The 25,563-nt window shown below is 55.8% G+C and carries 26 protein-coding genes; 11 read left to right on the top strand and 15 right to left on the bottom strand.

Annotation, left to right across the window (positions count from 1 at the left end; all coding sequences use genetic code 11):
- Window positions 1–229: 229 nt before the first annotated feature.
- Window positions 230–1,849, bottom strand: a complete 1,620-nt coding sequence (gene pckA / locus SERS4_RS0111470; RefSeq protein WP_017892599.1) for a phosphoenolpyruvate carboxykinase (ATP) — start codon at window positions 1,847–1,849, stop codon at window positions 230–232.
- 488 nt (window positions 1,850–2,337) lie between these two features.
- Between pckA and SERS4_RS0111475 the strand changes: the two genes are divergently transcribed.
- Both SERS4_RS0111475 and SERS4_RS26295 read left to right on the top strand, forming a co-directional pair.
- Window positions 2,338–3,681 carry a 2-hydroxycarboxylate transporter family protein gene (locus SERS4_RS0111475; RefSeq protein ID WP_012144837.1) on the top strand — a complete coding sequence of 448 codons (1,344 nt, stop codon included), beginning with the start codon at window positions 2,338–2,340 and terminating at the stop codon, window positions 3,679–3,681.
- Window positions 3,682–3,816: 135 nt separating this feature from the next.
- Complete coding sequence (locus SERS4_RS26295; protein ID WP_256378009.1) at window positions 3,817–4,029, top strand: M10 family metallopeptidase C-terminal domain-containing protein; 213 nt, start codon at window positions 3,817–3,819, stop codon at window positions 4,027–4,029.
- A gap of 150 nt (window positions 4,030–4,179) precedes the next feature.
- Here SERS4_RS26295 and SERS4_RS0111485 read toward each other — a convergent pair whose 3' ends face one another.
- Entirely contained in the window at window positions 4,180–4,389 is a 210-nt protein-coding gene (locus tag SERS4_RS0111485; RefSeq protein WP_012144839.1) for a hypothetical protein, read from the bottom strand.
- Between the two features lie 165 nt (window positions 4,390–4,554).
- On the opposite strand from SERS4_RS0111485, the gene SERS4_RS27155 reads away from it, so the two are divergent.
- Window positions 4,555–4,719 (top strand): hypothetical protein, encoded by a 165-nt coding sequence (locus SERS4_RS27155; protein WP_012144840.1) that lies wholly within the window; start codon window positions 4,555–4,557, stop codon window positions 4,717–4,719.
- A 33-nt stretch (window positions 4,720–4,752) separates the two neighbouring features.
- Here SERS4_RS27155 and SERS4_RS26980 read toward each other — a convergent pair whose 3' ends face one another.
- Both SERS4_RS26980 and yniD read right to left on the bottom strand, forming a co-directional pair.
- Window positions 4,753–4,890 carry a hypothetical protein gene (locus SERS4_RS26980; protein ID WP_017892602.1) on the bottom strand — a complete coding sequence of 46 codons (138 nt, stop codon included), beginning with the start codon at window positions 4,888–4,890 and terminating at the stop codon, window positions 4,753–4,755.
- Between the two features lie 18 nt (window positions 4,891–4,908).
- The gene (gene yniD / locus SERS4_RS27330; RefSeq protein ID WP_012144841.1) at window positions 4,909–5,016 is read right to left on the bottom strand and encodes a small membrane protein YniD; all 108 of its coding nucleotides are present in this window, start codon (window positions 5,014–5,016) and stop codon (window positions 4,909–4,911) included.
- 328 nt (window positions 5,017–5,344) lie between these two features.
- Here yniD and SERS4_RS0111510 point away from each other — a divergent pair, with 328 nt between their 5' ends.
- Both SERS4_RS0111510 and SERS4_RS0111515 read left to right on the top strand, forming a co-directional pair.
- Complete coding sequence (locus tag SERS4_RS0111510) at window positions 5,345–5,737, top strand: ASCH domain-containing protein (RefSeq protein WP_017892604.1); 393 nt, start codon at window positions 5,345–5,347, stop codon at window positions 5,735–5,737.
- Window position 5,738: 1 nt separating this feature from the next.
- Complete coding sequence (locus SERS4_RS0111515; protein WP_012144843.1) at window positions 5,739–6,341, top strand: C39 family peptidase; 603 nt, start codon at window positions 5,739–5,741, stop codon at window positions 6,339–6,341.
- 55 nt (window positions 6,342–6,396) lie between these two features.
- Here the strand turns inward: SERS4_RS0111515 and SERS4_RS0111520 are convergent, their stop codons facing one another.
- The 3 genes from SERS4_RS0111520 to SERS4_RS0111530 form a co-directional block, all read right to left on the bottom strand.
- Entirely contained in the window at window positions 6,397–6,636 is a 240-nt protein-coding gene (locus SERS4_RS0111520; RefSeq protein WP_012144844.1) for a YebV family protein, read from the bottom strand.
- 137 nt (window positions 6,637–6,773) lie between these two features.
- Window positions 6,774–7,706 (bottom strand): spore coat protein U domain-containing protein, encoded by a 933-nt coding sequence (locus SERS4_RS0111525; RefSeq protein WP_012144845.1) that lies wholly within the window; start codon window positions 7,704–7,706, stop codon window positions 6,774–6,776.
- 18 nt (window positions 7,707–7,724) lie between these two features.
- On the bottom strand, window positions 7,725–10,073 hold the full coding sequence (locus tag SERS4_RS0111530; RefSeq protein WP_017892605.1) for a fimbria/pilus outer membrane usher protein: 2,349 nt from the start codon (window positions 10,071–10,073) through the stop codon (window positions 7,725–7,727).
- On the opposite strand from SERS4_RS0111530, the gene SERS4_RS27160 reads away from it, so the two are divergent.
- Complete coding sequence (locus SERS4_RS27160; protein ID WP_017892606.1) at window positions 10,072–10,221, top strand: hypothetical protein; 150 nt, start codon at window positions 10,072–10,074, stop codon at window positions 10,219–10,221. The genes SERS4_RS0111530 and SERS4_RS27160 overlap by 2 nt on opposite strands.
- 3 nt (window positions 10,222–10,224) lie before the next feature.
- Here the strand turns inward: SERS4_RS27160 and SERS4_RS0111535 are convergent, their stop codons facing one another.
- The 7 genes from SERS4_RS0111535 to yebS form a co-directional block, all read right to left on the bottom strand.
- Window positions 10,225–10,989, bottom strand: coding sequence for a molecular chaperone (locus tag SERS4_RS0111535; RefSeq protein ID WP_017892607.1), 765 nt, complete (start codon window positions 10,987–10,989; stop codon window positions 10,225–10,227).
- A 23-nt stretch (window positions 10,990–11,012) separates the two neighbouring features.
- Complete coding sequence (locus SERS4_RS0111540; RefSeq protein ID WP_026142340.1) at window positions 11,013–11,561, bottom strand: spore coat U domain-containing protein; 549 nt, start codon at window positions 11,559–11,561, stop codon at window positions 11,013–11,015.
- A gap of 5 nt (window positions 11,562–11,566) precedes the next feature.
- Window positions 11,567–12,070 (bottom strand): spore coat U domain-containing protein, encoded by a 504-nt coding sequence (locus tag SERS4_RS0111545; RefSeq protein WP_026142341.1) that lies wholly within the window; start codon window positions 12,068–12,070, stop codon window positions 11,567–11,569.
- A 2-nt stretch (window positions 12,071–12,072) separates the two neighbouring features.
- On the bottom strand, window positions 12,073–12,612 hold the full coding sequence (locus tag SERS4_RS0111550) for a spore coat U domain-containing protein (RefSeq protein ID WP_017892609.1): 540 nt from the start codon (window positions 12,610–12,612) through the stop codon (window positions 12,073–12,075).
- Between the two features lie 277 nt (window positions 12,613–12,889).
- Window positions 12,890–14,326 (bottom strand): 16S rRNA (cytosine(1407)-C(5))-methyltransferase RsmF, encoded by a 1,437-nt coding sequence (gene rsmF / locus SERS4_RS0111555; protein WP_026142342.1) that lies wholly within the window; start codon window positions 14,324–14,326, stop codon window positions 12,890–12,892.
- Between the two features lie 102 nt (window positions 14,327–14,428).
- The gene (locus SERS4_RS0111560; protein WP_017892611.1) at window positions 14,429–17,059 is read right to left on the bottom strand and encodes a PqiB family protein; all 2,631 of its coding nucleotides are present in this window, start codon (window positions 17,057–17,059) and stop codon (window positions 14,429–14,431) included.
- The gene (gene yebS, locus SERS4_RS0111565) at window positions 17,028–18,275 is read right to left on the bottom strand and encodes a membrane integrity lipid transport subunit YebS (RefSeq protein WP_026142343.1); all 1,248 of its coding nucleotides are present in this window, start codon (window positions 18,273–18,275) and stop codon (window positions 17,028–17,030) included. The genes SERS4_RS0111560 and yebS overlap by 32 nt, the downstream gene beginning before the upstream one ends.
- Before the next feature lie 246 nt (window positions 18,276–18,521).
- Here yebS and SERS4_RS0111570 point away from each other — a divergent pair, with 246 nt between their 5' ends.
- The 4 genes from SERS4_RS0111570 (at window position 18,522) to htpX (ending at window position 23,060) form a co-directional block, all read left to right on the top strand.
- Window positions 18,522–19,019, top strand: coding sequence for a GAF domain-containing protein (locus tag SERS4_RS0111570; protein ID WP_012144853.1), 498 nt, complete (start codon window positions 18,522–18,524; stop codon window positions 19,017–19,019).
- Between the two features lie 95 nt (window positions 19,020–19,114).
- Window positions 19,115–19,825, top strand: coding sequence for an RNA chaperone ProQ (gene proQ / locus SERS4_RS0111575; protein WP_012144854.1), 711 nt, complete (start codon window positions 19,115–19,117; stop codon window positions 19,823–19,825).
- Between the two features lie 19 nt (window positions 19,826–19,844).
- The gene (gene prc, locus SERS4_RS0111580) at window positions 19,845–21,881 is read left to right on the top strand and encodes a carboxy terminal-processing peptidase (protein ID WP_017892613.1); all 2,037 of its coding nucleotides are present in this window, start codon (window positions 19,845–19,847) and stop codon (window positions 21,879–21,881) included.
- 300 nt (window positions 21,882–22,181) lie between these two features.
- A complete protein-coding gene (gene htpX / locus SERS4_RS0111585) occupies window positions 22,182–23,060 on the top strand; it encodes a protease HtpX (protein WP_012144856.1) in 879 nt (292 codons plus the stop codon).
- Between the two features lie 48 nt (window positions 23,061–23,108).
- Here the strand turns inward: htpX and SERS4_RS0111590 are convergent, their stop codons facing one another.
- A complete protein-coding gene (locus SERS4_RS0111590) occupies window positions 23,109–24,503 on the bottom strand; it encodes an MFS transporter (RefSeq protein WP_017892614.1) in 1,395 nt (464 codons plus the stop codon).
- Between the two features lie 233 nt (window positions 24,504–24,736).
- On the opposite strand from SERS4_RS0111590, the gene kdgR reads away from it, so the two are divergent.
- Complete coding sequence (gene kdgR, locus SERS4_RS0111595) at window positions 24,737–25,528, top strand: DNA-binding transcriptional regulator KdgR (protein WP_017892615.1); 792 nt, start codon at window positions 24,737–24,739, stop codon at window positions 25,526–25,528.
- The last annotated feature ends 35 nt before the right edge of the window (window positions 25,529–25,563 follow it).

Here is a 25,563-nt window from a genome sequence, read left to right on the forward strand (position 1 = left end):
ATTTTATAAAAAACAGCTAATTGTGTGATTCCTGACTGACGACTCAGTTACCACGTTAGGGACTGTGGCTGCCGGTGTCTGCCGGAAAATGATTAACGAGGTATGAGTTTTGTTTATTTGGATAAAAAAACAGGGTGCCATGGGGCACCCTGAGAATGGAGGTATAGATCAATAATACGGTAAATTCAGTTTGATGGTCTGCAGGGCATTGGCGCGTCCTGCAGGCTAGTTAGAGTTTAGGGCCGGCGCTGACCAGTTTTTCACCCGCCGGTGTCACGGTGTATTTGGCAAAGTTATCGATAAAGCGCTGCGCCAGATCCTGAGCTTTCTCTTGCCACAGCGATTCGTCCGCGTAAGTTTTACGCGGGTCGAGAATGGAAGGGTCAACTCCCGGCAGCGCGGTCGGGACTTCCAGGCCAAAGATCGGCAGGGTGAAGGTTTCGGCGTGTTCAATCTCCCCGTTCAAAATGGCGTCGATGATGCCGCGCGTGTCCTTAATGGAAATACGCTTGCCGCTGCCGTTCCAACCGGTATTCACCAGATAGGCCTGCGCTCCGGCCGCTTCCATACGTTTCACCAGCACTTCGGCGTACTGCGTCGGGTGCAGCGTCAGGAACGCGGCGCCGAAACAGGCGGAGAAGGTTGGGGTTGGCGTGGTGATGCCGCGCTCGGTACCGGCCAGCTTGGCGGTAAAACCAGACAGGAAGTGGTACTGAGTCTGTTCCGGCGTCAGGCGTGATACCGGCGGCAATACCCCGAAGGCATCCGCCGTCAGGAAGATGATTTTCTTCGCATGGCCTGCTTTGGACACTGGCTTGACGATGTTTTCAATGTGCTCAATCGGGTAGGAAACGCGGGTGTTTTCAGTCTTGCCGGCGTCATCAAAATCAATGCTGCCATCGGCCAGCACCTGCACGTTTTCCAACAGTGCGTTGCGACGGATAGCCTGATAGATCTCAGGTTCGGCCTGCGGCGACAGTTTGATGGTCTTGGCGTAGCAGCCGCCTTCAAAGTTGAACACGCCGTCATGATCCCAGCCGTGCTCGTCATCGCCGATCAACTGACGTTTGGGATCGGTGGAGAGGGTGGTTTTACCGGTACCGGACAGGCCAAAGAACACCGCCACGTCACCCTGTTCGCCGACGTTGGCCGAACAGTGCATTGAGGCGATACCCTGCAACGGCAGCAGGTAGTTCATGATTGAGAACAGGCCCTTCTTCATTTCGCCGCCGTACCAGGTGCCGCCGATCAGCTGGATACGTTCGGTCAGGTTAAAGGCAACGAAGTTCTCTGAATGCAGCCCCTGCTGTTGCCAGTCCGGGTTGGTGCATTTGGCCCCGTTCATTACCACGAAGTCCGGTTCGAAATTCTGCAGTTCTTCATCCGTCGGGCGGATAAACATGTTTTTGACAAAGTGCGCCTGCCAGGCCACCTCGGTGATGAAACGCACCTTCAGGCGGGTGTCGGCATTGGCGCCGCAGAAGGCGTCCACCACAAACAGACGCTTGCCGGAAAGTTGGTTACCCACCAGCGTTTTCAGATGCTGCCAGACTTCTGGCGATAGCGGTTGGTTGTCGTTTTTGCCGGTGCCGTTATCGGACCACCAGACGGTATCGCGCGTGGTGTCGTCACGCACGATGTATTTATCTTTCGGTGAACGGCCGGTGAATTCACCAGTATCGACGTTGACCGCGCCCAGCGTTGTTACCGTACCGCGTTCCAGTGCTGGCAGGTCGGCACGGGTTTCCTCGGTAAACAGTTGCTCGTAGCTTGGGTTATGGACGATTTCGGTAGCCTGATGGATGCCGTAACGGGCCAGTGTTTGTGGGGTAATCGCGATTGAAGACATATCCTACTTCCTTCTTAGTTCTATGCCTGCAGACTTTCGGGCTGCCGCGCTGTCGGCGACAATCTGAAAGCCATGGGGCATATATTATTGCCTGTTTTCTGCACGGTGCCGCGTGCATGGGCAGGCTCGGGTACAGCTGACCGGATTCAGCTAATTACCGCTCCGGTTCTCATTAATAAACGCACGGATTTTTACTTCCATCTATAGCATAGCAGCGAATTCAAGCCTGATTATTTTAATTACAAAACGCTGACGATAATTAATTAAAACCAACATCGGTGGAAGTTCACAATATTGGATTAATAAGACGGAATTTAGTTTGGTGTTTTTATTTTTTATCATATCGTCATGGCTGTCTACTATTTTAATTAATTATAAATAATAAAACCCCTCATCGTTTTATGATGGAACTTTTTTAACCGTTTAAGTTATTTCATAAATCGTTGGGCGATCCGCTCCGTACTGAACACTTGTCAGCAGGGTGAACAATGAAACAGATAAATGCAGAAATGGCCTGTGATAAACAGGCGTTGTCGCCTGATTCATCAGGGCTGATTAATCAAATCCGGAAAATGAATATCGGTGCCGTGCCGGTGGCGTTGTTTATTACCATTTGTGCCATTGTTGCCATTTCGGCTTATGCCAACTTCTTGCCAAAGAATATGATCGGCGGTTTGGCGGTGATTATGACGCTGGGTTTTGCGCTGGCGCATTTGGGCAAAAGCATCCCGGTGCTGCGTGATATCGGTGGGCCGGCGATTCTGTGCCTGATGGTGCCTTCGGTGCTGGTCTATTTTAATTTCTTCCAGCCGAACGTGATGGGTACCGTTCATCTGCTGATGAAAGACGCCAACCTGCTGTATTTTGTTATCGCCAGCCTGGTGGTCGGCAGCATTCTCGGCATGAACCGGGTGATCCTGATCCAGGGCATGATCCGCATGTTCGTGCCTTTGGTGGTCGGCACGGTGACGGCGGTGGTGACCGGGTTGCTGGTGGGCAAACTGTTTGGTTTTACCTTCTATCACACCTTCTTCTTTATCATTGTGCCGATTATCGGTGGCGGTATCGGCGAGGGCATATTACCGCTGTCGCTGGCTTATTCAGCAATCCTTGGATCGACGCCGGACGTGTACGTGGCGCAACTGGCACCGGCAGCGGTGCTGGGCAATATCTTCGCCATTGTGGCGGCAGGCGTATTGGCCCGTCTGGGGATGAAGCGCAAGGCACTAAGCGGTGACGGTATGCTGATCCGGTCGGCGCAGGACAACGCGGTGTTTGCCATCAAGGAAAGCACCGGCAACGTGGATTTCCAACTGATGGGCGGCGGGCTGCTGGTGATCTGCGCCTTCTTTATCGTCGGCGGGTTGTTCGAACACATCGTTCATATTCCCGGCCCGGTGCTGATGATTCTGTTTGCGGTACTGTGCAAATATTGCCGGGTGATCCCGACCTCAATGGAAACCGGTGCGCACAGTTTTTATAAGTTTGTTTCAACCGCGCTGGTGTGGCCGCTGATGATTGGCCTGGGCATGCTGTACGTACCGCTGGAAAGCGTGGTGGCGGTGTTCTCGGTAGGCTATGTGGTGGTCTGCGGTTCGGTGGTGCTGTCGATGGGGCTGGTGAGCTTCCTGATTGCGCCATACCTGAAAATGTACCCGGTTGAAGCGGCGATCGTCACCTGCTGCCACAGTGGGTTAGGTGGGACTGGCGACGTGGCGATCCTATCCGCGTCCAACCGTATGGGGTTAATGCCGTTTGCGCAAATCGCCACCCGTATCGGCGGTGCGTCCACAGTGATTGGCGCCACGCTATTGTTGGGTTGGTTAATCTGAGTCCAGACTGAATTATGGATACCGGGGTGGATTGCCCCGGTTTTTTTATTTATGTCATCGATTAATAATAAGCATTGAAATGGAGTCAGAATTGCCGAGATTATTTTTTATCAGATAATTCTGTATGAGGATGAAATTGATCTGTCGCTGTTTAATACCGGCAGCAGCAACGGCATCGAATTTGTCAGCCAGTTCAGCGGCAAGGCGGGTGAGGCAATGCTGAGCTACGACGCGCAGGCGCACGTCAGCGATTTAGCCATCAATCTGGGCGGTGGGTTTGACGCTAGCGATTTTCTGGTGAAAGTGGTGGGGCAGCCGCTGGAAACCAGTGATTTCGTGCTGGCTTGAGGCCAGATGGCAATAAAAATTCGGTATTTTGAGGAAAAACCCGACAATTCCTATTAATTCCGTCATGTTAGCCTGACATAATTGCGCACAGAAGGCCGGGCTTGCATACCTCGGGCTTCTGCAGAATCGCCAACCTTTCCGGTTGGCGATTCATTTTCCATCTTTCAGCATGTTGATCGCGGTACCAATCAGGATCCGGCGTTCAATATCGTGACTGTCGGCCAGTTGCTGCGCCAGATGTTTCGCCAACGTTTCTACCGATAAAACCTCGCCACGATGGCGTAACTGCATCACGCTGTCGCCGATCAAGCGCGCCACTTCGTCCCACACGGGTTTTATCTCCTGCTCCGAGAACATCATCGTTTACCTCGGCTGGGTGATTTTTGGTCAATGTAGCAGTTGAGCCTGGGGTTCGCCACCGTACCGATCGCACAATATTAAATCAGGAAGCATAAAAGATAAGCCATCAGTATTTCTTCTGGTTTTTTCACCCAATACTGACAGTGTCGAAACTGTGGAGGGTGAATGATGAAACTGATTGAACAACTGGCTGAGTACCATCGCCGGAGCCAGCCGGCAGAAGTGCCACAGTGGCTGCGTCGTCTGTGGTTGCCGCAAGGAGAGGCGCGGATTGCCTATTTGCGCGAGCTGTTGGAACCGGAAACCAAACAACCCGCGGAACGAGGATAAGGTGATGTGAGCCAGTATCCGGCCGGACTGGTGTTATTCGAGAATATCTTCGATCTCTTCGAGTACCTGATGACCCAGCTCAGTGGTGATCATTAAAATACCGCAGACCAAAATCACCAGCGCCAGTAGCAGTAAGGCGATCTGTACCCCGTTGCCGTTTCGTTTTGCCATCTGTTTTGCTCCCTGCCATTAGCCGAAGACTATCGCCGCCCAGCGCAATAACAGCAGGGCGAGACAGATCAGCAACAGTATCAAAAACATCTTCCAGTGCTTGGTACGCATGCGTTTGGTTGCCAATGTGACCTCCTGTTTTGCCGATCAGATGAAATACCAGACGGCGATAATAAAGATAGCAATCACCACCACTGCCAGCACCTTTAATAAGGCGCTGAAGGTGTCATCGGAATTTTGGTCGTCATGCTTCATTTTGCCGCCGGGCTGATAGCCATGGAGTAAATTGCGTTCATAGTATGCCTGTTGTCCCGACATAGGCACAGGGATTTACCGTAAATAGCCTGTAAAGCTGCGGGATTAGAAGATTGAGGGTGAATTCGGCAGGTGCAGGCAGCGGGGAATACGTTGTACTATTCTGTCTGCACAATGATTCATTCAATAAGGTATGGCAATGGCGAACGAAATTCCGAAGAAATACGAAAACACCGAACGTTGGGCGTTTGGCAACACCGAGCAGCAGGCCGATGATGTGGTCAAACTGATCCTCAACGGTACCAAGACGGCCACCTGCGCCAATCTTGACGGCGAAGGCATCCCGCTGGCCGGTGATGTGTTTGTGGTGGTTGATGGTAAAGGCAACCCGGTGTGTGCGGTAGAGCTGACGTCGGTCGAAATGAAAACCTACGATCAGGTTGATGAAGCCCATGCTTTTGCTGAAGGTGAGGGTGACCGTTCCCTGGCCTACTGGCGCAAAGAGCTGCAAAGCTTCTTCGAAGAATATGAGCTGTTCTCACCGGATATGACGCTGGTGCTGATGAATTTCAAAGTGGCAGAGACTTTCTGATTTGAGCTCCTCGGTCCCTTACGTCTGTCAATGGGCGACGCCCGAACTGGCGGCGGCGCTGATTGCCGGTCGAGCGACGCTGGCCGATGATGCCAACTGGGCGCTCAGTGGCGCACGCGATCGGGCGGAATATATCGAGTGGGCCAATCACGTCTGTGGCATGGCCTGCCTGAAAATGGTGCTGACCCATCGCGACGGGGATGCGCCGCCACTGCTGGAACTGGCACGCCGCAGTTTGCCGTACGGTGCTTACGTGCGGGAAGGTGAACGTATCAAAGGGCTGATTTACGCGCCATTTGTCGACTATGTGCGTGAGCAGTTTGCGCTGGAGGCCGAGGTGCGGGTCGGTGTTGAGGTAGAAACGTTGCCGCAGCTACTGGCGCAGCGGCGTTATTTTATCGCTTCGGTACATCCCGGCATTCGCCGGCCCGAACAGACGCCACCGCAGCGGGGCGGCCATCTGGTATTGGTTACCGCGGTTGAGGGCAATGGCGTGACCTTCCATAATCCTTCCGGTGACAGCCCGGCTACGCGCCAACAGGTGACTTTGCCGCTGAGCCATTTTGGTCGTTTCTTCGCCGGCCGTGGTATTGCTATCAGATAAAAAAAACGCGCCGTGCTCCTGTGGGGACACCGCGCGTTCTTCAGTTTGTCATCGTTCATTCCAATCGCATCACCCAGGCATCGCTTTGCCGATCGTAATGTTGCTTATACAGCAGCGATTGCTTGCCATCGAGTATCGCCGGGATGCTGGTGTGCTCATCCCAACCGTCCAACTGCATGCACAGATCGGGATCCGACTTGCAAGGGATCGCCAGCGTACTGGCCTGCTCGGGCGAGGAGGACAAATGCGCATCGTCGACCTCGAAACTGCCTATTTTTACCACGGTTTTGCCCATTGGAACTCCTTGCTTGATCTGCTGGTATGAGGTGTGACCAGTTGAGGCCGTCATCATCAGCATAGTCAAATGAGCAAAAAATGCCACATAAAAAATACAAGCTGGCAACATTGGCAATCCGTGGCTAGCGGCCGGGCTTAATACTCCACCACAAAACTGATGTTGTCCTGATAGGTTCCTACCGGTACTTCGGTTTGCGCCGGGTTGATTCGCGCCAGGTAAGGAATGCTTTGTGCCAAGCCGGTACCCGCCCCGGCTTGCTTGTTGGTGCTGTTCCATACCGTGGTGCTGTTGGGCAGGTAAATTTGGTATTGCATATAGTTGCTGGTGCCGCTTTTCATGCGTCGCCAGCCGGTCACCGGGTTATTGCCGTCGGTAAAGTAGGTGTTGTAGCCCTCGGTTTTGGTACAGGTGAGGGTGATGCTCTGGTTCACCGGGTTAAACTGCCCGACCAGCGCCATGCTGCCAAAGTTGACGTTTTGCGCGGTGCCAAACAGGCAGTCTTTGGTGAGCGTCAGGCTAATGGTTACGGTACTGGGCTTATTGGTGCCATCCCACCAAATACACAACCCAATCAGACCCAGGCCGCAAATATGGTAGTTCCAGACCAGATTGACGGTATCGGTATAGGTGCCGGAACGGACGTTAGCCCCGGCGGTGGTCTTGATATACAGCGGAAAGTTGACGTTTGGGGAGATAAGGATCAGCGTCAACAGGTTCAATGAACTGTAATCGATGGTTTGCCCGACGCTATAGGGATATTGGTAATTCGCATCGGGGTAAATCAGATAGGGAATGGTATCGCCGGAACCGTCGGCATTGGCCAGCGCCATATTGTGCGTGGTGGAGTTAATTTTTACCGTCACGGTATTTTGCGTCAGCAATGACAGGCCAAGGCCGCTGCAGTTGAGTCCGGCAGTGCCCTGCGCGCTGAGCGAGCCATTGTAAACCGCGAAAGTACTGCTGCCTGGCAAGGTGACGCTGCCGTTGGCGGTGGTGCAGTCGGCCAGCGCCTGTCGGCCGATGAGCAGCAGCAGCGCCAGTAATAACGCTTTGGATCCACTAATCATATTTTTCTCCATCATGAATTACTGGCAAACAATGGGGCCGATGCTTTGGATCCCCTGGGTTTTGGTCAGGCTAAATTGCGCCTGACAGGGGGCGCTGCCGTCGGCCGGAATGACGCTCAGGCGGTTTTGCCGTTGCACCGGATCCACATAAACCATGCCATCCCAACCGACGTAGCTTTGCTGCTTGCTACCGATAACCGCGACTTCGCTGCCGTTGGCCAGCGGTTTCCCCTGGGCGTCGACCAGTTTGATGTCGGCGGCGGAGATTTGCTGGACAGGGAAATCGACCAGGAAGCCGCTGTGATCGCGGATCGCCACGGTTTTCTCCACGCTGGGAACCGCCACGTCCGCCGGCAGATTGAGCGGATCGATTTGGAATTTGGCGTGGTAATAGGAGGTGACGGTCGGCACCAGCAGATAGCCTTTGGCGTTGGTCACGCCGATTAACTGATTCTCATAGCGTACCGGAATGTCCGGATAGCCGTCGGTAGAGATCAATGCAAAAGCATCGTTGATGGTGTTGGTGGCGTACAGATCGCCTTGCATCGCCACCAGCGAACCACTCACTTCACCCCAGCGGGTGTAATCATCGCTGTTGCCGTACATCCCGCCGCGGGCTTCGAGCAGGCGGGTGCGCCAGGTGATATCGGCCTGGGTGTAGCTTTCGCTGCTTTGCCCATCGGCATAGGCCAGGTTCCAGCCCAAACCGCCGTCGGTCGGCGCGGCGCGGCTGTAGCTGACGCGTTGGTTCCAGCGGTTTTCATTGTCACGAGAGGCGCTGACGCTGGCGGTCCCCCAACTGTCGAAGGGGATAGACAGTTGCAGCTGGGCGCTGTAGCCGCTGCTGCCGATTTCGCGGTTCACTGACGCATACAGGCTGGTATTGCGCCACAGTGAAATGCTGTAAGAGAAGTTAACCAGGCGAGTGCGCAGGCCAATGGCATCGCGTACATCGAAATAGCCGGCCCCGATGCTACCGAATCGGTTCAGACCAATACTGCCGGTCAGTTGATCGGTACGGCGGCTCAGGCGATAGTCACTTTTATACACCGAAATATCGCCAAAACCCGCACTGCGCAGAATGCGCTGGGCATTCAGGCTGTAATAGCGATTGCTATAGGTGTAGCCGATGCTGCTCTGATCGCCATGGTTGGTGCTGTACTGATAGATCGGCTGCGGATCGGGCTGAGGGATGGGTTGACCGGTCAGCGGATCGTAGTAGTTGCGCTGCTGCGAAGGTTGATAATCGTTAAAGGCATTGTCGCCGGCCTGACTGTAGCTGTAAGAGGCATTGAACACCCCCCACTGGCCAACACGAATATTGGCCCCTGCGCCACCCACCGCCAACTCTGCGGCTCCTTCAGCTCGACCTTCCAGGGTTAACCAGTCAGTGACACCGTAACGCCCGCTGCCACTGGCCACCCACTGTCCATAATCCGCTGAATTAATACCATAATTGCGCCGTAACGCGCCGCTGGACAGGCTGAAATCGCTCATGCCGGCCTGCAACAGATTACTGGCGACATAAAACGGCACCACGGTGCTGACCTGGCGGCCCAGCGCGTCGGTAGTCACCACCGTGGCCTGCCCGGCGCCGTTAATGTAAGGCACGGTATTGAGGGTGAAAGGGCCAGGGTTAACGCTGGTGCTGCTGTTTTTATAGCTGTTGATATACAGATCGACGCTGCTGGGCAGTGCCGCCTGACCGGAAAACTGCGGCAGCGGATAGGTGATCAGGTCCGGGCGTGAGGCAAAGTTACGTGCCAGCTGGACGCCGCCGATACGCACCGAGCTGCTCCAGGTCAGAGCGCCGGTGGCGAGATCGCCGGCGGTATAGCTGAGCAGGCGTTCATCATCGTTATAGCGCCACTGGCTGTCGTAGCGGATATAGCGGTTGCCCTGGTCACTGTTGTTGGCACCGTCGTTAAAGCTGCCGCGGAAAATACCGGTGTTGGACACCACGCCAAAGCCGTCGAACAGCCGCTGTTCACTCCAGGCGGAAAGATAGCCCGGCTGGCCGTTGGCGCTGCTTTGGCTGGCATAAATATCATAATTGAACAGCAGACCGAGGCTGCTTTGTGCCGGCAGGCGATCCAGCGGGTTTTGAGCGTTGAATTTCTGATTGGGTAACCAGTCGTTGGGGACGTTGATCATCAACTGCTGAGTGTCGCCACTGTAGGTGACGTCTACTTTCTCCAATTGGTCGACCGCAATTTCTTTCGCCTGTTTATCCGCCACCGGCAGACCTGCATCGAGCAACTGCTGCGGCGTAAGGTAATAGTGGCCGCCTCGGTAGTTGACCGGTACTACTTTTCCGGTTTGACGCCCATTGACCACCGGCTCCAGGTACAAAGTGGTGTCCGGCATGCTGATGGCGCTGGGCGGGGGCGGTAAATCATCGGCGCAGGCGTACGGTGACCACGGTGTGGCCACTGCGCAGAGTACGGCGAAGGCTAACGGTTTGAGCCCGAACCCGTTACGCCTGGGTGACGCTATCCTGGTTAACGGCACCTGACACTCAGTAAGCAGGCAGGGTTATTGGCTGTTTATTGTCGTTGACCGTGGCTTGCAGTTGACCGCTGCTGAAGCTGCCAGAGGCCGGTATGGCAAAGCGCATCTGCGAGCCGGGTAACACGTAACCCATCAGGCCGGCATTGAGCGTCTTCCCCTGTATCGTCACTTTGGAGATGCGCGCGTGCACCGTGCCCTGGTTGCGTACTTCCAGCCAGCGCTGGCTGCTTTGCTGCAACAGCCGGTAGCTGAGTTGCGGTTGACTGGCGGTGGCATAATCGCGCGGCTTCTCTGAATCCTGCTTGGTCCAGACGCCCTTGCCGCTGACAAACAGCGGTACCGAATAGCGCATCTGGAATTTCAATCCCATTTGTGCGCCATCTGGTGCGGATGGGTTGCCTGAATCTTTCACCGGGACTTCATCAATCAGAATACGGTAGGCACGCTCCTGGCCGGCAGGCGGCGGGGTTTGCTTAACCAGCCGGATCAGTTGGCGTTTGCCTGGGGCAATAGAGGCTACCGGCGGGCTGGCGATCACTTCGCTCTGGTTGCTGTAATCGTCTTTGCCGGCGGTTTGTTTCCAGCCGAGTACGCGAACTTGCATATAGACGGGTTTAGTGTCGCGGTTTTCCAGCCACAGTGCCGTAGCAGGCTGTTGATCTTCAATTACCGGGTCAATGGGCCAAATCAGGATCGAGGCGGCGGCAAGCGCCTGTTGTTGGCCGACAATCAGCAGCGCTGCCGTCAATGGCAGTCGGAAGGGTATACGCATGGCTAAATCCTTATTTCAAAATACTAATAAGTGACCGTCAGTAAGACCGTATCGCTGTAAGTGCCACTGGTGGGCAGGGTACTGGTCGAGAACAAACGGGCATAAACTTTTATTTCCTGGGTGCTACCGGTGGCAGCGACGATCTCGGTGCTGCCGCCGTTGGTGCCATCGCCCCAAATGGTGGAATAGTTACTGTCCTGATAGAGTTGATAAATCAGGGTTTCTGGAGTCAGGGTGTTTTTTAATTTGCGTCCGGCGGAGATGGAGCCGGTGACGTTGTTGCCGATGCCAAGCGCCAGCGTGACGCTCAGACCAGGATTGCAGCGAAACAGCACGGAACCGGCCCCGGAGCTGGAAACAATGCTGATGTTGCTGGCTAACGAAGAGACCTGACCAAAGCTGAGGTTGCCGAAAGTGGTGACGTCGCTGCTGCCGCTACCCAGGATGCAGCCTTTAACCACCGTCGCATTGACGGTCATTGCCTGGGTCTTTTGCTGATCGTTGACGCCGGTGTCGCCCAATACCGGTGGCGTTATCATCCAGAGCAGTAAACCACCGCTTAAAATACGCATTGCCATTACCAATTGATGGTGACCTGCACGGTATCGGTGTAGCTGCCGATCGGCGGGGTGGATTGCACCGGGATCATGCCGTACACCGGTAACCAGTTGTCCTGACCGTTGGCGGTTTGCGACACCCCGGTCAGGTTATCCCAGATGATGCTGTGCGAACTGTTGGTATACAGGTTGTAGTTCACCTGCTGGCCGGCGGCGCTTTTCAGATAGCGGGCAGCGGTGTTGCCGCTTTGCCCCCCGTTAAGCAGGACATTGTAGCTGGTGCCATTGTTGCATTTGACGCGAATGGCTCCGGCGTTTTGCTGACCCGCTACGCTGACACTGGTGGTGAGGAAATAGACCGTACCGAAGTCCAGTGAGCCGAAACTGACATTGCCACCCGAACTGCTGCCGGCTTCGCATGCCTTCAACAAGGTGGCGCTGACGCCAATAGTGGCGGTTTTGCTATCGGCATTTACCGCCAGGCTTAACGCCAGCAATCCACAGCCCAAAACAACCTGCCGCACTGTTACCAGGTTACCGTCATGGTCACCGTATCGTTGTAGGTATCAGGATCGGGCGTGGTGACCGCCGCCGGGACACGGGCATAGACAATCAACGGAACCGCTGCGCCAGTACCGGTGCCGGTCAGGGCGTTGGCACCGCTGGACCAGGTGGTAGCGCGGGCCTGATCCTGGTAGAGGTTGTACTTGATAAAGGAACCCGCCGTACTGGCCATTTGGCGCTGGTTACCGGCACCTACATGCAAACCGTTGTTTAATGCCACGGTGTAGGCGGTCCCTGTGGTACAGGTCAGCGACAAAGTCCCCGCACCGCCGGAACCGGTTGCGCTGGCGTCGATAATGTTGGACAGGGAAGAATAGGTACCGAAGTCGATAGAGCCAAAGTCGTTGGCGCTCCCCGCGCTGTTACCGCCGCCGACCACGCAACCTGCGCCAATGGTTAAGGTTACCCCGAGGTTACCCTGAATAGTGCCAGCTGCGTTGGCTGCACCACTCGCGCACAGCAAGGTGGCTGCCGAGGTCAATGCCATCAGAATTTTTTTCATGTCTTTTTCCTTGCCGTGTTAAAGGTGAGCCCCAAAAAACGCCATCCGGAAATGGATAAACGCATTAATGTATTTACAGTTTAATTAATAGAGTAAGAACCCGGAATTGTCTTGGTGGGAGGCTGAAAATTTTCTTTATTTTGAAAGGCGTCGTTATCTTCTCAATGGAAAGGGCGAGAATACCCAGAGGGGAAAATGATTAGAATAATAATATTCTCCTGTCGGAATATTATTAGCGGTATTAACTGGCCGGAGTTTTCCGGCCAGTGACAGGGGATTATTGATGGAAATCCAACACGCCGTCACGAACCAGTTCGCGCGGCAGGTTGTTTTTGATCCGGCTGCCGATGCGTTTGGCGATACCCAGCGGCTGTTGCTGGTAGGTGACAATACATTCATCGGTCTGCGGCGGTGGCTCCGGGTAGAGGTCACGGCCGTGGAACCACTCCTGCGCCAGCGTGGCGTCCAGTTCAAAACGCTGTTTGCCGTCGGCAACCGCCAGCGCGATAACCGCTTCATGCTGCCAGCGGTAGCCTTTGGTGAAACGCTCGGCCAGTTTCAGCCCGATACGCGAGAAGCGAATTTTATTAACCAGCGCTGCCAGTTCGGCAGGGAACAGCCAGATTTCTTTATCGCGAGCCCACAGACGGCTGGTTTTATCCCAGGCTAATCCGGAGGCCGCTGCGGCCTGAGCGATCTCGGCCGAATCCTTAGCGGAAAGCGGAGTGAACGGGAATTTGCCCAGCTTATAGCTTGGCTTTGCCAGCGGGGGGACGGAGTGGTGCTTGCGCAACCGCGCCACGAAGAAGCCTTCGCTATCGTAGATTTGCGGGAACACATGCAGAAAACCTTCGGCGGTTAACGCCTGTTTAGCACCGGGGAACAAGTCACCCAGCGGTTCAATGCTGACCGCGTCGCCGTAGGTCGCCAGCAGCCCGTTGACGATCTGCTGGTTTTCCTGCGCGTTGAGCGTGCAGGTGGAGTAAACCATCACGCCGCCGGGCGCCAGAGCATGGAAGGCACTGTCGATCAGCTCACGCTGGGTGTCGGCAATGGCGGTCACGCTTTCCGGTGACCAGTTACTCATGGCGTCCGGATCCTTACGCACCACGCCTTCGCCAGAGCAGGGGGCATCGAGCAAGATGGCGTCGAAGCTTTCCGGCAACGCAGCGCCGAACACCCGGCCATCAAAATGGGTCAGGGCCACATTCTTCACGCCACAGCGGCTGATGTTGGCGTGCAATACCTTGACCCGGCTGGCGGAGTATTCATTGGCGACAATGCCGCCCTGATTGTTCATCAGCGCCGCAATCTGGGTGGTTTTGGATCCTGGTGCGGCCGCTACGTCCAGTACCCGGCTTGGTGCTTCGGCCCCGGCGAACAGCGCACTGACCGGCAGCATTGAGCTGGCCTCCTGAATGTAAAACAGGCCGCTCAGGTGTTCAGCAGCGCTGCCCAGCCGCAGTTCTTCGTCCCCGCGTTCGATCCAAAAGCCTTCCGCGCACCAGGGGATGGGCTCCAGACGCCAGTCATAATCCTGCACCAGCGTCAGAAAGTCGGTGACGCTGATTTTTAGCGTATTAACTCGCAGACTGCGGCGCAGCGGGCGCTGGCAGGCAGCAATGAAATCGTCCATCGACAGGTCGGCGGGCATGATGGCGCGCGTCGCCTCGAGAAAGGCGGGCGGCAAAAAAACGCAGGCGGGTTTGGCCACGGGGTGAGCTCTCTGGCAGCTATCAAAATAAGGGCGGGAGTTTACCACAAACCGAAAAAAGTAGGGGCCCGGCATTGCCGAGCCCCTGAGAGGGTGAGGAATTTACTCTTTAGGGATGGCGGTGCCCCATTCACGCCAGTCTTTTGGCTCTTCCGCATTCAGCATAAAGTGCTTGTGCGGCGTTGACTTCGGCGCCAGCGGAATACTCGGCGGAGTGGCAAAAGCAATGCCGCCGCGAATAAACTGCTGGAAGGTCCCACTCTTGATCACGCCGCCGGTCAGGCCGAACTGCAGGTTGTAGCCGGAAGCCAGCCAGAACACGCTGTTGTTACGCACCAGATACTGGTACTTCTTGCTGATACGCAGCGCGACGTGGATGCGATCGGACATGGCACCCAGATAGAAGCCTGTCACGGTACCCACTTCGACCCCACGGAACAGTACCGGAGTCCCAATCTGCAACGAGCCGGTTTCGGCGGCGTCGAGGATCACGCTCAGGCCGTCCTGGTAGCGCGAGTCGGTGATCGTGGCCTCTTGCAGCTCAAAGCTGCGTAGCTCGCGTCCACGGCCTGGCTCCACGTTAATATAGGGCTGCAACAGGGTGTCGAGGTTGCTGACCCCGGCGGCGGAAATCTCCGGTGATACTATGGAGAACCGGCTGCCAAGACGGGCGAAGGTCTGCACGTATTCCGGGTACAGCACGGCCTTGACCAGGACTTCATTACGCTCTGGCGCCAATTTTAGCGAATCGACCTGGCCGATATCGATACCGAGATAACGCAGTGGCATGCCTGCCGACACTTTACTGGCGTCGTAAGTTTTCAGGGTTATCTGGCTGCCTACCGCGCGGGCAGCGGTTTCTGTGGCGTACAGCATGCGTTTGGCGCCTTTGCTCAGCGTGACGCCCTGCAAATTATCGAAACTGATAGCCCCTTTCAGCGCCCGGTTGAGCGGTGAAGCCTGCACCGTCAGGCCACTGCCGTTCAATTGCACCTTGGCCCCGCCTTCGGCCCAGAAAATGCTTTCACTGGTCAGCAGCTTGCGGTATTCCGGGCTGATATAAACATCAACTTCGAACTCGTTGGCCTTTGGACGCACGTTAACAATCTCGCCCACCTGGAATTTACGGTACAGCACCACCGATCCGGCCTGTACGTCCGGCAGGCTGACGGCGGTCAACGTCAGGGTTGGCGTAGGGCTGTTGCCGATAATACCGGCCTCGGCCTTTTCACTATTGCCATACAGCGGATACTGCCCGACAGGCTCGCCCTTGCTGCCGGGGATGATGCGCACGCCGCCGTCCAGCCACTCTTGCGCGCTGGCCCCCAGCACTTCCATGCCGTCCAGGCCCAGTTTGACGTCGACGCGGCTGTTGACCACGAACTTGCTGTCTTTGTGCAGCAGGCGGCGATATTGGGCATCGATGGCGGCGGTAAATACCACGCCGTTGTCCGTCAGGGCACGACTCATCACCTGACCGACCTTAACGCCATGCACCACCAGCGGCTGGCCGACGTCAATGCCGTAGCTCTGCGGCGCGTTCAGCGTTACGGTCAGTACGCCCGGCTGTTGCAGCAGGGTTTCGCTGCTGTCCAGCACGTTGAAATGCTGCTGCGGTTCACCCTCGCCCGGTACCAGTTCCAGCGTATTGCCGGTCAGCAACTGGCTGAGTTTGGCGTCGTTAAGGCTCAGGCGTGGGCTGCGCATGACAATCCGCGTGCCGCTGCGCATTAAATCCACCACCGACGGGTCGATGGTCAGCTCACCGGTGACCTTACTGTCCTGTTGCAGGGTTAGTTTGGTCAGGGTACCCACCTGTAATCCCTGATAAATCAGCGGCGTGCGGTTCTCACTCAGGTTATTGCCGCTCGGCAGATCAAGCGTAATATTCACGCCGCGCTGGCTGTGTGCCAGATCCGGATACAGGGTATAGCTTTGATCGGCCTTGGCCTGCTGACCATCTAGCGGTGAGTCAAAGGCAATGGCGCCGTTGACCAGCGCGGCCAGGCTTTCCATCTGCACCGAGGCGCCCGCCAGGCTGAAATCACCCTTGAAGCCCGAGACGTTCCAAAAACGGCTGCTGCCCTTCACCAGATTGGCAAAGCGGCGGTCGATCAGCACGTCGATAGTGACGCCCTTATTGCCTTCGGCGATGGTGTAGTCATAGACCTTACCGACGGGGATCTTGCGGTAATACACCAGCGAGCCGGTGTTGAGCGAGCCGAGATCGTCAGCGTGCAGATGAATCATCAGCTCACCGGTGTTCAGCCGATACTTGGGCTGGGTATCGAGCGCGGTGAAGTGGGTCTGAGGTTTCCCAGTGCCCGGCATCATGCCGATATAGTTGCCGCCCACCAGGGCATCCAGGCCAGACACGCCCGCCAGCGAGGCTTTGGGCGTGACCAGCCAAAACTGGGTGCCGTCGCGCAGGGAATCTTCCAGGTCACTCTTGATGCTGGCTTCGACCACAATACTGCGCAGATCCTTGCTCAGGCTGATGCTCTGTACGGTGCCCACTTCCACCCCCTGATAACGTACCGGAGTACGCCCGGCGACAATGCCCGCCGCGGACTGGAAATCAATGGTCACCGTGGTGCCGCGTTCCTGGAAATTGTTATAGACCAGCCACCCCGCGATCAGCAGGGCAATAAACGGCAGTAACCAGAATGGCGAAATACGGCGCTTGTTTTTGACCCGCGCTTCAGTCGGTGTATTCGGCGTTTCCTGTTGCATGTGCATCCCAAATCAATCGGCTATCCAGCCACTCTACGGCAAGAATAGTTAAAATAACCGCAGACCCAAAATAAAAGGCTGCCGGCCCCATAGTAAAAGATAACAATTGGTCGCGATTCACCAGCGACATCATTAAAGCAATAACAAACAGATCGAGCATTGACCAACGGCCGATCCAGGTGACCAGGCGCAGCAGGCGAATACGCGTTCTCAGGCTGTGCGAGGTCTTGAAATGAATACTCAGCAGCAAGGTGATCAGCACGATGACCTTGGTAAAGGGCACCAGTACGCTGGCAATGAACACGATGGCGGCGATCGGTACATTGCCGGAGGTCGCCAGTGAGACCACTCCGGAGAAGATGGTGTCTTCCATTCGTGCGCCATTGGCGTAAATGATGGAGATCGGCATCAGGTTGGCCGGGATCAGTAAAATCATCGCTGCAATCAGCGCCGCCCAGGTTTTTTGCAGGCTGTAGGGCTGCCGATGGCACATCGGAATGTGGCATCGTGGACAACGCCCACGCTGGTCTGGGTAACCGGTGAAATGGCAGGACAGGCAGATATGCAGTGCCGTTGGCAGGCCTTTCGGCTGTTCCTGCGGATAATAGCGCTCCCACAGCTGTTCCAGATTGACGTGGATCAGCGTCAGGATGCTGAGCAGGGTGAGCGCCAGGTAAGCGATCAGCGCACTGCCGGCCTGGATATCGGCGTATTCTTTTACCTTGATTGTCGCCACCGCCATGCCGATCAGGTAAATATCGAGCATCACCCACTCTTTCAAGCGATCGAGCATCAGCAGCACCGGGCGCAGGTTCATGCCCAGTGCGTGGCCGAAACGCAGGTAAAGCAGCGACAACGCCAGCGTCAGCGGGGCGCCAATAGTGCAAAACGCCACCATGCTGGCGGTGAGAGGGTCCCCCTGGTGGCTCATCTGCCAGATGCCTTCCAGCAGGCTGGCGTCAATGCGCACCCCCAGCAGGCGGATGCTGATCAGCGGCTGGCTGAAAGCGAAGGGCATCAACAGCAGCATGGTGACCGCCATGGCGGTCAGTCGGGTCATCGACCAGTCACGGCCACTGACCACCTTGGCATCGCAGCGCGGGCAATAGGCCGCCTGTTTGCCGCTCAGTGGCGGCAACACAAACAGCAGGTCGCATTCGCAACAGCGTTGGTGGCGTGCTTTGGATAGCGGGCCGGTGATCGCGTGTATTTTCATCATGACAAAAAACTGCCCCAGAGCTCGCCGTATCGATTAGCGTAGCTGAAAAATAAATCTGTCCGTGCCTTATAGGGCCAAGCACCGGGCGGCAAAACAGGGTTTCTGAGCGGCAAACATACCCTGCCCGGTAGGGTTTTGTGAAGCAACAGATGATTAACCTTGTGGCTATACGCATTTAATGCTTATTTTATAGGGCTTAAGACTTGGGCTAGTGGCCTTCTTCACTGTATTAATGGTTAACACATGACAAAAGAACAATTCTACGCGGAATTAAAACGTGATTTGTGCGCGCTGCTCGACGGGGAAACCAACTTTATCGCCGCGTTGTCCAACGCCAGTGCGCTGATCAACGAGCGCCTTGACGACGTGAACTGGGTTGGATTTTACCTGATGGATGGCACCCAACTGGTGCTGGGTCCGTTCCAGGGAAAAATCGCCTGTGTGCGCATTCCGGTAGGCAAAGGCGTATGTGGCAGCGCCGTGGCGGAAAATCGCGTGCAGCGCGTTGGTGATGTCCATGAGTTCCCTGGTCATATCGCCTGCGACGCGGCCAGTAATGCAGAAATTGTGCTGCCGCTCAACGTTGGCGGTCAGATTATCGGCGTTCTCGATATCGACAGCACAGTTTATCAACGTTTCGACGAACAGGACGAAAGGGGCCTGGAAGCAGTGGTGGCGGGGCTTTGCGCGCAGCTGGAACAGTGTGATAGTGCGAAATATGTCACTGTAACGGCAAGTTGATCTACGGTTAACGTGGCATTTACCGATGGCGTCATTATAATGACGCCTGTTCATGCCTGCGCTGGTTGGCAAACCCGTTGTAATCAGGAAATTTCATGGAAAATCAACCTAAGTTGAACTCTAGTAAAGAAGTCATTGCTTTTCTTGCCGAGCGTTTTCCGCTCTGCTTTAGCGCCGAGGGCGAAGCTCGCCCGTTGAAAATCGGTATTTTTCAGGATCTGGTCGAGCGTGTTCAGGGGGAAGAAAACCTAAGCAAAACGCAATTGCGTTCTGCACTGCGCCTGTACACCTCAAGCTGGCGTTACCTGTACGGCGTCAAAGTTGGCGCACAGCGCGTTGATTTGGACGGCAACCCGTGCGGTGAGCTGGAACAGCAGCATGTCGATCATGCCCGTCAACAGCTTGAAGAAGCCAAAGCGCGAGTTCAGGCACAGCGTGCCGAGCAAAACGCCAAAAAACGTGAAGCTGCCGGTGAATCAGCCGCTGCGGAACCTCGTCGTCCACGTCCAGCCGGTAAAAAACCTGCTGCACGTCGCGAAGGCGGAGCCGCTCCGGAGAACCGCAAGCCGCGCCCACAAACTCGCCCACAGCCCGCTCGCCAACCTCGTGAAGTCAAAGAGGAAAGCCAGCAGCGTCGTGTGCCAGTCACGGATATCTCTAAACTGCAAATTGGCCAGGAAATCAAAGTCAGAGCAGGCCAGAGTGCGATGGATGCAACCGTACTTGAAATCGCCAAAGATGGCGTACGTGTGCAGCTCTCTTCCGGTCTGGCGATGATTGTGCGCGCAGAACACTTGCAGTTCTGATACGGAGGCCAACCAAGGCATGAACAAATTTGTCAGATTAACAGCAGTCGCGGGTCTGTTGTGGGCGGGTGTCAGTTACGGAGCGGAACCAGCCAACATCCGCATCGATCAACTGCCTCAGCTGCAGCAGGAACCGCAACATGCAACTGTGAGTGAGCGCGTAACTTCGCGCTTCACTCGCTCTCATTACCGTCAGTTTAGCCTCGACGCGGACTTTTCAGGCAAGATCTTCGATCGTTACCTGAATATGCTGGACTACAGCCATAACGTGCTGCTGGCCTCCGACGTGGCGCAATTCGCCAACAAGCGCAATCAGCTGGGCGAAGAACTGAAAAACGGTAAGCTGGATACGCCATACGCGCTGTACAATCTGGCGCAGAAACGCCGTTTTGAGCGTTACACCTATGCATTGTCGCTGCTGGAAAAGCCAATGAGCTTCACCGGCAACGACACTATTGATCTCGACCGCAGCAAAGCGCCGTGGCCGAAAGACAAGGCCGAACTGGACGCGCTGTGGAATGCGAAAGTCAAATATGACGAGCTGAACCTCAAGCTGACCGGCAAGACCGACAAGGAAATTCGTGAAACGCTGACCAAGCGCTATCAGTTTGCCATCAAGCGCCTGACGCAAAGCAACAGCGAAGACGTTTTCCAGTTGGCGATGAATGCCTTTGCGCATGAAATCGACCCGCATACCAACTATCTCTCCCCACGCAATACCGAACAGTTCAATACCGAGATGAGCCTGTCACTGGAAGGTATCGGTGCGGTGTTGCAGATGGATGACGATTACACCCTGATCAACTCCATGGTGCCAGGTGGCCCGGCGGCGAAGAGCAAGGCGATCACCGTGGGTGACCGTATTGTCGGCGTTGGCCAGGCGGGCAAGCCTGTGGTCGATGTGATCGGCTGGCGTCTGGACGACGTGGTTTCCCTGATTAAAGGGCCGAAGGGCAGCAAGGTGCGCCTGGAGATCCTGCCGGCCGGCAAGGGCACTAAAACCCGAGTGGTCACCTTGACCCGTGAGCGTATCCGTCTGGAAGACCGCGCGGTGAAAATGACCATCAAGACCGTCGGCAAAGAGAAAGTCGCGGTGATGGACATTCCGGGCTTCTACGTGGGCCTGACCGATGACGTGAAAGTTCAGTTGCAGAAGATGGCCAAGCAGAACGTCAAGAGCCTGATCATCGACCTGCGCACTAACGGCGGCGGCGCACTGACCGAAGCGGTTTCGCTGTCCGGTCTGTTCATTCCGAGCGGCCCGGTAGTGCAGGTACGTGACAACAACGGTAAAGTGCGTGAAGACGCGGACACCGACGGCGTGACCTATTACAAGGGGCCGCTGGTGGTACTGGTTGACCGTTTCAGCGCCTCGGCTTCGGAGATCTTCGCCGCGGCAATGCAGGACTATGGTCGCGCGCTGATCGTCGGTGAACCGACCTTCGGGAAAGGCACCGTGCAGCAGTATCGCTCGCTGAACCGCATTTACGATCAGATGCTGCGTCCGGAGTGGCCGGCGTTGGGGTCGGTGCAATACACCATACAGAAGTTCTACCGCGTTAACGGCGGCAGTACCCAACGTAAGGGGGTTACCCCGGATATCCTGATGCCGAGCGGCATTGATCCGGCGGAAACCGGTGAAGCGTTTGAAGATAACGCTATGCCGTGGGACAGCATCAATGCGGCGACCTACACCAAAACCGGTGACATGAAGCCGTTTGAGCCTGAACTGCTGAAGGATCATGAGCAGCGTATCGCCAAGGATCCCGAGTTCCAGTACATCGCGCAGGATATCGCTCATTACAAGGCGCTGAAGGACAAGCGTAACATCGTCTCTCTCAACCTGGTTCAGCGCGAGAAAGAGAACCACGATGATGACGCTACCCGTCTGCAACGTGTTAATGATCGCCTGCAGCGCGCCGGTAAAAAGCCGCTGAAGGCCCTGGAAGATTTGCCGAAGGATTACCAGGAACCTGACCCATATCTGGATGAAACCGTGCACATCGCACTGGATCTGGCGCACCTTGATCAGGCGCAGCCGGCGGCGGCGAAATAACGCAGCCGAGTCTCAGTAGAGTCTCAGTAAATGAAAAGCGCACCTTCGGGTGCGTTTTTTAATGGGCGCTTCTGGCGGTATTGAATAACCCACACAGTTATTTTTACGCAAAAAAATTCCCACCGTTTTGCGCAACAATCGTTTACAATTTGAAAAGTATTGCTTGAGCGCCGTTTTTGTAAAGTTTCGTATTTTTAGTAGGTTAATGGCGTGCAACTCTTGAAACTGTGACGAATGCCCATACCATCTAGGGTATCCGAGGCAGCGTTTTGTTAACATTTATGAGGAAGTAAACATTTTATGATGCGTATAGCTCTGTTCCTGCTCACCAACCTGGCGGTGATGTTGGTTTTCGGGCTGGTGCTCAGCCTGACAGGAATCCAATCCAGTAGCGTTCAGGGCCTGATGATCATGGCCGGTCTGTTCGGCTTCGGCGGCTCGTTTGTTTCACTGCTGATGTCCAAATGGATGGCGCTGCGCTCCGTCGGCGGGGAAGTGATTGAACAACCGCGTAACGAGACCGAAAACTGGCTGCTGGAAACGGTACGCCGTCAGTCGCAGCAGGCAGGCATTGCCATGCCGCAGGTGGCTATTTATCACGCACCAGACATTAACGCCTTCGCCACCGGTGCGCGCCGTAATGCGTCACTGGTCGCCGTCAGCACCGGCCTGCTGCAAAGCATGAGCCGTGATGAAGCGGAAGCGGTTATTGCCCACGAAATCAGCCACGTTGCCAATGGCGACATGGTCACCATGACGCTGATCCAGGGCATCGTGAACACCTTCGTGATCTTCATCTCACGACTGATCGCACAGGCGGCCGCCGGCTTCCTGGGCAACCGTGACGGCGAAGGGGAAGGCAACGGCAACCCGATGATCTACTTCGGCGTGTCGATGGTTCTGGAGCTGGTATTCGGCATCCTGGCCAGCATTATCACCATGTGGTTCTCGCGTCACCGTGAGTTCTACGCCGACGCAGGTTCCGCCAAACTGGTGGGCCGCGAGAAGATGATCGCGGCGCTGCAACGGCTGAAAACCAGTTATGAACCGCAGGAAGCGGGCAACATGATGGCGTTCTGCATCAACGGCAAATCCAAGTCGTTCAGCGAACTGTTCATGTCGCACCCGCCGCTCGATAAACGTATCGAAGCGCTGCGTTCAGGTCAGTACCTGAAGTAACCTTCAGAAAGTAAAAAACCCCGGCTCGCCGGGGTTTTTTTATGTCCGCTATTTGGCTTGCTGACTGCTTGGCTCCGGCTGCGAGCGCGGCTGGGTAATACGCAGGCTGCTGACCGCTGCCGCCAGTGTGGCGAAGGTACCGGCCAGAATCAATGAGGCATGAGTGCCGGAGGTGGGGAACAGGTTGAACATTAACGCCACCAGCGCGGCTCCCGAGGTCTGTCCCAACAGCCGGGCGGTGCCCAGCATGCCGCTGGCACCTCCGCTGCGGTTGCGCGGGGCGGCGCAAATAATGGTGTGGTTATTCGGTGACTGAAACAGCCCAAAACCGGCACCGCACAGCACCATACGCCAGATGATATCCAGGTCTGAAGGGTTTTGCGGCAGCAGCGCCAACAAAAACAGGCCCAGGGCAAACACCGCCAGACCGATACAGCCTAACAATCCGGCATGAATGCGCTCCACCAGGCGTCCGGCAAGCGGTGCCATGACGATTATCGCCAAAGGCCATGGCGTCAGCAGCAACCCGGTGGCGACCTCGTCGCGGCCCAGCGCGCTTTGCAGAAAGAACGGCAATGATACCATCGCCAGCATCTGCGCGGTGAATGAACAAACCGAGGTGCCCATCGACAGGGCGAAAATCGGGATGCGCAGCAGGTCCACCGGCAGCAGTGGGAACTCCTGACGCAGCTGTCGGCGAACAAAGAAGAAGCCAATCACCAGCAGCGCGGCGATTTCGCTGAATATCAGCGTCAGGCTCTGGCCCTGGGCAAAGCCGCTGATGGCGGTGATCAGCAGCCCGAAGGTCAGGGCATTCATCACCGCACTGGTCGGATCAAAGCGCTGATTAGTACTTTTTTGGCTATTGCCGGGCAGGTACTTCATCCCCAGCAGCAACGCGACGATACCAATCGGCAGGTTAATCGCGAACAGCCATTGCCAGGAAGCCACCGACAGGATAGCCGCCGCAACCGTAGGCCCGGCCGCCGAGGAGAAGGCGACAATCAGCGAGTTGATGCCCATACCGCGCCCGAGAAACCGCTGCGGATAGATAATGCGGATTAACGCCGTGTTGACGCTCATGATGGCGGCGGCACCAAAGCCCTGCAGCACGCGGGCAATGGTCAGCGTCGTCAGCGAGTCTGACAGGGCGCAGAACAGCGAAGTAATGCTGAACACCAACAGGCCTGCCTGATAGATGCGACGATAGCCAATCAGGTCGCCGAGTGAGGCCAACGACAGTAGTGAAATGGTGATCGCCAACTGGTAGGCGTTCACCACCCAGATGGAACTGGCCGGGCTGGCATTCAGATCGCGCGCGATGGTCGGTAGTGCCACGTTGGCAATCGCGCCATCGAGTACCGAAACGGTGATGCCCAGGGCAATGGCGAGGATAGCCCCATAGCGTTGTGGGACGGGCAGGCCGTCAGTACAAGAACGCATGTTGATCTCGAAGGTATTAATTCGGGGGAGTATTACCATGCTAATCATATTCGTCTGCGATTGCATCCACAGATTCCCGCTCAATTGTAATAACCGATGAGAGCTGGGCGCTCAATTCTTTCCTTCTCAGGCATTTATCCCCAGGGCAGATTGCGTGCTTTCCGGGGTACCGCGTATACTGAAACCCTTGTTCAAATTTCTTAAAACAGAAAATGCCCGATAGGATATTGACTATGGTTAACGCAGACTCAGATAAACAACCGGATGCAGTTTCATCCGTACTGAAGGTATTCGGTATCCTGCAGGCGCTGGGTGAGGAACGCGAAATTGGCATTACTGAACTTTCCCAGCGGGTGATGATGTCCAAGAGCACCGTCTACCGTTTTCTGCAGACCATGAAGTCATTGGGCTATGTTTCGCAGGAGGGGGAGTCGGAAAAATACGCGCTCACGCTCAAGCTGTTTGAACTGGGGGCCAAGTCACTGCAAAGCGTCGATCTGATCCGCAGCGCCGATATCCAGATGCGCGAACTGTCGAGCCACACCCGCGAAGCTATTCATCTCGGGGCGCTGGATGAGGACAGTATTGTCTATATCCATAAAATCGATGCGATGTATAACCTGCGTATGTATTCGCGTATTGGTCGTCGCAACCCGCTGCACAGTACGGCGATCGGTAAAGTGCTGTTAGCCTGGCGCGACTGGGCTGAAGTGGCGCAAATCCTGTCAAAAATTGAGTTTACCCGCAGCACCCCGAACACCCTGACCGATGCCGCGGCCTTGATGTCGCAACTGGAGCAGGTGCGTGAGCAGGGGGTGGGTGAAGACATCGAAGAGCAGGAAGAAGGGTTGCGCTGCATTGCGGTGCCGGTGTTTGACCGTTTTGGCGTGGTAACCGCCGGCCTGAGTATTTCGTTCCCGTCCATTCGTTACTCGGAAGAAGCCAAAGCCGATTACGTCAAACGTCTGCATACCGCCGCCCGCAACATTTCCGAGCAAATGGGTTATCACCACTACCCATTCTGATCCCGCGGGTTCGAATAATTCATGGCGTTGCCAGT

The sequence above is a fragment of the Serratia sp. S4 genome, assembly GCF_000347995.1.
Lineage (GTDB): Bacteria > Pseudomonadota > Gammaproteobacteria > Enterobacterales > Enterobacteriaceae > Serratia > Serratia quinivorans.